Genomic DNA, 3,371 nt, shown 5'->3' with positions numbered 1-3,371 from the left:
TTGGGGCAACGCGGTCTCGGTGACCTACACCCTCAACGACTGGTTCGGCGCGGGCGTGATGGCGAGCAAGACCGGGGTGATCCTCAACGACGAAATGGACGACTTCACCTCCAAGATCGGCGTGCCGAACATGTACGGCCTGGTGCAGGGCGAAGCCAACGCCATTGCTCCGGGCAAGACGCCGCTGTCGTCCATGAGCCCGACCATCGTCACCAAGGATGGCAAGGCGGTGATGGTGGTGGGTACGCCGGGTGGCAGCCGTATCATCACGGCCACGTTGCTGACCATCCTCAACGTGATCGACTACAAGATGAACATCCAGGAAGCCGTGGACGCCCCGCGCTTCCACCAGCAATGGCTGCCTGAGGCGACCAATATCGAACGCTTTGCCCTGAGCCCCGACACCCAGAAAATCCTCGAAGGCTGGGGCCACAAGTTTGCCGGCCCGCAGGACGCCAACCACCTGGCGGCGATCCTGGTAGGCGCGCCGTCCCTGGACGGCAAGCCGGTGGGCAATAACCGTTTCTATGGGGCCAACGACCCTCGGCGCAATACCGGGTTGTCGCTGGGCTACTAAAGCCCGCGGATCAGCTCCAGCACCTCGGCCTTCTTCAGCGGGTGCTTCAGGCGTTGCGAGAGCAGCGCCATGGCCCGCTGATGTTCACAGGCAACTACCGCTTCCACTTCGTCGCCCTGGCAGAGCAGGGCGATGAAGTCGTGGCGCTGCAGGTCGCCTTCCACGTGGAGCTGATTCCAGTGGCGGGGGTGGCCCAGCAGTTCAAAGGTCTTGCCGAAGTGATACGTCCAGAAGAACGGCACATCGGCAAACACCTGTTGTGCGCCCAGCATATTGCGCGCCGCCAGCACCCCGAGTTGCTGCGCCACACGCCAGTGTTCGATGCGCACGGGTTGGCCGTTCCATGGAAAGGTCACCATATCGCCCGCCGCCCATAGTCCGGGCGCGACAGACAAACCGGCATCGGCTTTCAGCGACTGGTCCTCGGCTTTTTCCAGCCCCTCGACAAACCCCGTGGCAGGCGTGACGCCGACGCCTATCAGTACCAGGTCTGCGGCCAATCTGTGGCCGTTTTTCAGCACCACCGTCGTCACGTCCATGTGGCCTTCCAGGCGTGCAGGCTCGCTGGCGGTGTGGAATATCACGCCGTTGGCTTCATGCAATTGGCGCAGTGAGGCACCGATGCGCTTGCCCAGTTGGGCCGCCAGCGGAATCTCGTGACGGCCCACCACCTGCACCGTCAACCCGCGCTTGCGTAAGGCGGACGCGGCTTCCAGGCCGATAAAACTGTCGCCGATGATCACTGCGCACGAGCCCGGTTGAGCCGCCTTGACGATACACGCCGCATCGTCCCGGGAGCGCAACACGAACACGTTGTTGAGTACGGTGCCCGGAATATCCAGCGGCCTGGCTTCGCCGCCGGTGGCCAGCAGTGCGGCGTCGTAGTCGAAATGGCGACCGTCCGCAAGCTCGAGGCGCCTGGCTTGAGGGTCGAGATGGCGCACTTCGCCGTGGATCCGCGACGCGTGGCAGGTGGCCTCGTCCAGCAAGGGCGGTGTTTCCTGCGGCGGCATCTCGCCGCAGATGACGAATTTGCTCAGGGCGGTGCGGTCGTAGGCGGGGTCCTGTTCCTGGTCGATCCACAACAACCGGCCGCTGAAACCCTTGCGGCGCAGCGTGGCCACGGCCGCCGAACCGGCTGCACCGGCGCCAATCACGATAAAGCAGCGCGAATCGTTGGTGTGCGGGGCAGCGGGCGAGGGCAGTGCTTCGTCGCCCACACTGACCACGCCGTCGTGAATCTCCACCGGGTACTGCTTGAGCTGCACCAGCGCGGGCGGCTCGCAGACCTGGCCGTCATCCACCCGGAAGGCCGCCTTGTGCCACGGGCAAATGATCCTCCCGTCACAGACCACGCCTTGCTCCAGGGGCGCCCCGGCGTGGGGGCAATCCGCCTGATAGGCACGAACCTCGCTACCCGAACGCACCAGCAGGATGTGATGGGCGGCGGTTTCAACACGAACGCCACGGTCTTCGGGCAAGTTGATCAAGCGGGCAACGATGCGCATGTTCATAGGCCAATCTCCTTTTAAGGATTGACCTGTGCCCCGGGTAGAGGACTGCGTTGACCCGATAACCGGTCTTCAGCCCTGCGCGCCAGAGCGTTGAAAGTGGGCCATGCGTAACGAGCGGTGCATGAAAACCGTCCCCGCCGGTCAATCCAGCAGTTGTTCCACAGCTGAAAAGGCCTGGTCCTGGCGTGCTTGCCAATCCCCACGGATGACCCGTAGCGGTAGATGATGTTGCTCCAGCCAGTCACGACTGGCCTGGAAAAACGCCAGGCGATCGGCAAACTCCGGCTGGCAGCGCTGGCCATCGGCGGTCCACTCCACGTCTTCCGGCGACAGCAGCAGGTGCAGGTCGTAGTGGCGGGCGAGCAGTTCGCTGTCGAGCCACGCCGGGTAGTCGCCAAACAGGGTCTGGCTCCACAGCTTGTTGGTCAGCAGGTTGGTGTCGAGGATCAGCAACGCCGGCTGCGCGGCGCGGGCGGCATCTTCCCAGGCCAACTGGCCCCGGGCGATCTCCGGGATATCCGCCAGGGTGGTATCGCGCTGGTGGTGGTCGATGAAATCGCGCACGTATTCGCCCACCATCACCCCGCCAAAATGTGCCTGCAACTGGGCGGCCAGCCAGCTTTTACCGCTGGATTCCGGGCCGGCCAGTACCACCACCTTCATGCGTGCAACGCCGGGTCGGCGCGCCATTCACGCCAGCCCTGCACCGCGATCACGGTGAACAAGGCGTAGAGCGCGGCGGTGAGGTACAGGCCTTTGTAGAGGAACAGCCCGACGAAGATCACATCCACGGTGATCCACAACGGCCAGCACTGCACGCGTTTTTGCGCCATCCACATCTGCGCCACCAGGCTGAAGCCGGTCAGGGCCGCGTCCAGCCAGGGTTGGGCGGCGTCGGTCCAGTGGGCCATGGCTGCGCCCAGCAACAGGCTGCCCACAGCACCCACAGCCAGGCCTTGCAGGATCGGTTGCAGGCCCAGGCTGGTGACTTGCCGGCCTTGCTTGACCTCACCGGCGCGGGTCCACTGCCACCAGCCGTAGAGTTGCAGGGCGGCGTAGATCACTTGCAGGAGCATGTCGGAGTAGAGCTTCACATCGAAGAAGATCCAGGTGTACAGCAGCACCATCACCAGGCCGATGGGCCAGCACCACGGGTTCTGTTTAACCGTCAACCAGACAGCGATCACCCCCAGGGCGGCGGCAAACAGTTCAAGCCCGGACATGGCGGTTCCTTGGGGGAGTCGAAGAGGGCGCTGATTGTAACCAATGTGGGAGCGGCG

General features: G+C 64.1%; 4 protein-coding genes. 1 reads left to right on the top strand and 3 read right to left on the bottom strand.

Translation table 11 applies throughout. The annotated features are described in order from the left end of the window. The coding region (locus JV201_RS15190; protein WP_219405649.1) for a gamma-glutamyltransferase at positions 1-577 on the top strand (577 nt) is incomplete at its 5' end. Here the strand turns inward: JV201_RS15190 and JV201_RS15185 are convergent. The 3 genes from JV201_RS15185 to pnuC form a co-directional block, all read right to left on the bottom strand. Continuing rightward, positions 574-2,091 carry an FAD-dependent oxidoreductase gene (locus JV201_RS15185; RefSeq protein ID WP_219405648.1) on the bottom strand — a complete coding sequence of 506 codons (1,518 nt, stop codon included), beginning with the start codon at positions 2,089-2,091 and terminating at the stop codon, positions 574-576. The genes JV201_RS15190 and JV201_RS15185 overlap by 4 nt on opposite strands. A gap of 141 nt (positions 2,092-2,232) precedes the next feature. Next, positions 2,233-2,754 carry an AAA family ATPase gene (locus tag JV201_RS15180; protein ID WP_134327681.1) on the bottom strand — a complete coding sequence of 174 codons (522 nt, stop codon included), beginning with the start codon at positions 2,752-2,754 and terminating at the stop codon, positions 2,233-2,235. Continuing rightward, on the bottom strand, positions 2,751-3,314 hold the full coding sequence (gene pnuC, locus JV201_RS15175; protein ID WP_003215352.1) for a nicotinamide riboside transporter PnuC: 564 nt from the start codon (positions 3,312-3,314) through the stop codon (positions 2,751-2,753). The genes JV201_RS15180 and pnuC overlap by 4 nt, the downstream gene beginning before the upstream one ends. Positions 3,315-3,371 lie beyond the last annotated feature (57 nt).

Origin of the sequence: Pseudomonas sp. Colony2, assembly GCF_019382755.1 — a bacterium.
Classification (GTDB): Bacteria; Pseudomonadota; Gammaproteobacteria; order Pseudomonadales; family Pseudomonadaceae; genus Aquipseudomonas.
This window is presented reverse-complemented; position numbering and strand designations above follow the sequence as displayed.

Bases quoted from the DNA above. Each gene is read 5' to 3' on its own strand.
- JV201_RS15180 (WP_134327681.1), bottom strand. From the start codon at position 2,754: ATGAAGGTGGTGGTACTGGCCGGCCCGGAATCCAGCGGTAAAAGCTGG.
- pnuC (WP_003215352.1), bottom strand. From the start codon at position 3,314: ATGTCCGGGCTTGAACTGTTTGCCGCCGCCCTGGGGGTGATCGCTGTC.
- JV201_RS15185 (WP_219405648.1), bottom strand. From the start codon at position 2,091: ATGAACATGCGCATCGTTGCCCGCTTGATCAACTTGCCCGAAGACCGT.